The sequence below is a fragment of the Streptomyces swartbergensis genome (genome assembly GCF_002148965.1).
Taxonomy (GTDB): domain Bacteria; phylum Actinomycetota; class Actinomycetes; order Streptomycetales; family Streptomycetaceae; genus Streptomyces; species Streptomyces swartbergensis.
Map to the genome: position 1 here is coordinate 1 of NZ_NGFN01000553.1, position 3,242 is coordinate 3,242.

General features: G+C 69.8%; 3 protein-coding genes. 1 reads left to right on the plus strand and 2 read right to left on the minus strand.

The features are described 5' to 3' along the window. Together CA983_RS41925 and CA983_RS41930 are read right to left on the minus strand one after the other, a co-directional pair. Positions 1-455: class I SAM-dependent methyltransferase (locus tag CA983_RS41925; protein WP_143645755.1), on the minus strand; the 455-nt coding region annotated here is incomplete at its 3' end. A 67-nt stretch (positions 456-522) separates the two neighbouring features. Further along, positions 523-1,563, minus strand: a complete 1,041-nt coding sequence (locus CA983_RS41930; RefSeq protein ID WP_086605888.1) for a LacI family DNA-binding transcriptional regulator — start codon at positions 1,561-1,563, stop codon at positions 523-525. Between the two features lie 313 nt (positions 1,564-1,876). Here CA983_RS41930 and CA983_RS41935 point away from each other — a divergent pair, with 313 nt between their 5' ends. Further along, positions 1,877-3,181 carry an ABC transporter substrate-binding protein gene (locus tag CA983_RS41935; RefSeq protein WP_086605889.1) on the plus strand — a complete coding sequence of 435 codons (1,305 nt, stop codon included), beginning with the start codon at positions 1,877-1,879 and terminating at the stop codon, positions 3,179-3,181. Positions 3,182-3,242: the final 61 nt, after the last annotated feature.

The window sequence follows — 3,242 nt, forward strand, 5'->3', positions numbered from 1 at the left end:
CCCTTCTCCCAGACCGTCACGACGAACCGGCCCCCGGGACGCAGCATCCGCGTCAGCGCGGCCGAGTCCCGGTCCATGTCCGGGAAGAAGAACACCCCGAGCCCGCACTGCACGATGTCGTAGCCGGGGCCGGGCGCGGGCCACGAGGTGACCTCGTGGCGGTGGAAGCGGATGTTCGCCAGGCCCTCCTCGCGCGCCCGGCGCTCCCCGATCGCCAGCAGCCCGTCCGCGAGATCCACGGCGTCCACCCGGCCCGCCGCCCCCACGGCCCGCGCGGCCGGCAGCGCCGACGCCCCGGCTCCGCAGCAGGCGTCCAGCACCGACTCGCCGCCGGCCGGGGCGGCCACGTCCGCCGTCGCCTCGCCGACCGGGTCCCACAGCACCCGGGACCAGCTGTGGAACTCCTCCGCTCCCGCGCTGAAGACGTCCCCGACGGTGTTCTCTCCGGTGGTCATACGCAACCGCCCCCTCGTTTTCGGCCGAGTCTAGATCGGGGGTGCCAGGCGGGCGCGGCGATTTCCGTCAGGCCGGCGGCAGCTGGGACAGCTCCTCAGCTGTGCTCCGTGGAGCGGGCGGCGGGGCCGTCGTGGTCCGGGGGATCACATGGGTGGGCAGCACGACATGCCGTTGGCGGTCCCCGCCGGGGTCGTTGACGAGCGCCAGCGCGAGCGCGCCGGCCTCCCGGCCGATGGCCGAGGGCGACTGGGCCACGGTGGTCAGGTCGAACCACTGGGCCACCGGCTGGTCGTCGAAGCCGACCACGGACACGTGCCCGGGCACCTCGACGCGCGTCGCGCGCAGGGTCCAGATGACGGCGACGGCCACCTCGTCCTGCTCGGCGAAGACCGCCGTGGGCGGCTCCCGCAACCCCAGCAGTCTGCCGACCGCCTCGGCGGCGCCGCGCTTGTCGCCCGCCGGGGTGGCGACCACCAGATCGTCGTCCAGGGGCAGACCCGCCTCGGTCAGCGCCTGCCGGTAGCCGACCAGCCGCTCCTGCGAGCTGAAGGAGAAGCCGCCGGTGCCCACCGTCCGCACGTAGGCGATCCGGCGGTGGCCGAGGTTGAGCAGGTGCCGGGTGCCGCGCAGGGCGCCGGCCACGTCGTCGACGTAGACGCTCGGACGTCCGTCGACGTGCTGGCTGACGTACACGACCGGCATGCCGAGGCCGTCCAGCCGGGCGGTCTCCTCCTCGGTGAGGTCGAAGGAGAACACCAGCAGCGCGTCCGCGTTGCGCCGCGCGGGGAGATGCTCGAAGAACGCCGTGCGCTCGGCCATGCCGGGGATCACATAGACCGTCAGTTCCATGCCGGCCGACCGCAGGACGAGCGCGAGACCCGACAGGGCCGCGCCCACGAACCACGAACTGAGCGTGGGCACGAGCACCGCGACGCTGCACGTCCTGCCCGTCACGAGGCTGGCCGCGTGGCGCGAGACCGCGAAGTTCAGCTCCCGGGCGGCCCGTTCGACGCGGGCGCGGACCTCGGGCGAGACGGTGGACAACCCGCGCAGGGTGCGCGAGACCGTGGAGGTGGAGACCCCGGCCCGTTCGGCGACGTCAGCCATCGTGGGGTGCCGCTGACCTGGTGGCATGGGCCGGACGCTAGCACAGGAACCCTGCCGTGCACGGCAGTTGGTGACAGCGCTGTCTCACCAACTTCTTGCCTTCTTACCACGGTATGACGCATTGACTTCCGAACGTAGCGCTCCTAGCGTGCAAACGTTGTCTCGACAGGTTCGAAGTCTCCCCGGAGGGACGCCTTCTACCCGCTGTGAACTGGGGTTTTTATCAGCGGAATGCCGTGGCAACGCAATCTCATGACCAAAGCCATTCCGGGGGAACAGACATGACTTCGGTCCGTCACGACCAGGAGAGACAGTGAAGACCAGCACCGCCAGAGCGATTCAGTGTTCCGCAGCGCTCGCCGCCGCCGGACTCCTCCTCACCGCCTGCGGCTCGTCCGGCGGCAGCGGCTCCGGACAGTCCGCGCAGGCCGGGCCGGCGTCGTTCAAGGGCCGAGGCCCCATCACGTACGTCGCCGGCAAGGACACCACCGGCACCGTCCAGACGATCATCAGCCGCTGGAACAAGGCGCACCCCAAGGAAAAGGTCACCTTCATCCAGCTGCCGACGGACGCCGACTCGCAGCGCCAGCAGATGATCCAGAACGCGGAGACGAAGTCCGACGCCTACACGGTGCTCGCCACCGACGTCGTGTGGACGTCGGAGTTCGCCGCCCACCAGTGGATCGAGCCGCTGCCCGCGAACCAGTTCCCGCTCGGCAAGATGCTCCAGCCGGTGGTGGAGACGGGCAAGTACCGCGGCAAGCTCTACGCCGTCCCCGGCAGCTCCAACGGCGGCCTGCTGTTCTACCGCACCGACCTGCTGAAGAAGGCCGGCGTCACCCGACCGCCCACCACCTGGGCCCAGATGACCGCCGCCTGCGCCAAGGTGAAGAAGCTGCCCGAAGCGAAGAACATGTCCTGCTACGCCGGGCAGTTCCAGAAGTACGAGGGCCTGACGGTGAACTTCGCCGAGGCCGTGAACTCCGCCGGCGGCCAGATCGTCGACGCGAGCGGCAAGCCCGACGTCGACACCCCGCAGGCCAAGAAGGGCCTGGACTTCCTCGTCCACTCCTTCAAGGACAAGACCATCCCCAAGGAGGCCATCACCTACCAGGAGGAGGACGGCCGCCAGGCGTTCCAGTCAGGCAAGCTGATCTTCCTGAACAACTGGCCGTACGTGTACTCCCTCGCCCAGAAGAGCGCCATCAAGGGCAAGTTCGCCGTCGCACCCCTGCCCGGCCTCAACGGCCCCGGCGCCTCCAGCCTGGGCGGCTCGAACCTGGCCCTGTCGTCCTTCGCCAAGAACAAGGCCACGGCGCTGGACTTCATGAAGTTCTTCACCAGCGAGGAGAGCGCGACCTACTTCCTCAAGAGCGCCTCCCTCGCCCCGCCCTACGCCGACCTCTACGACAACGCGTCCCTGGACAAGCAGTATCCGTACCTGCCCGACCTCAAGCAGTCGATCACGAAGGCCGTGCCGCGCCCGCGCGTCGTGCAGTACGGTGACGTGACCGCCGCGATCCAGAACGAGGTCTACGCCGCGCTCACCGGTAAGAAGAGCAGCGCACAGGCGCTGAAGGACCTCCAGGGGGACCTTCAGAAGCTGACGGCACAGTGAGGCCGCGGGTCATGGCCGACACCGCGATCCCGCCCGACACCGCCCCGCACGAGCCCGGGAC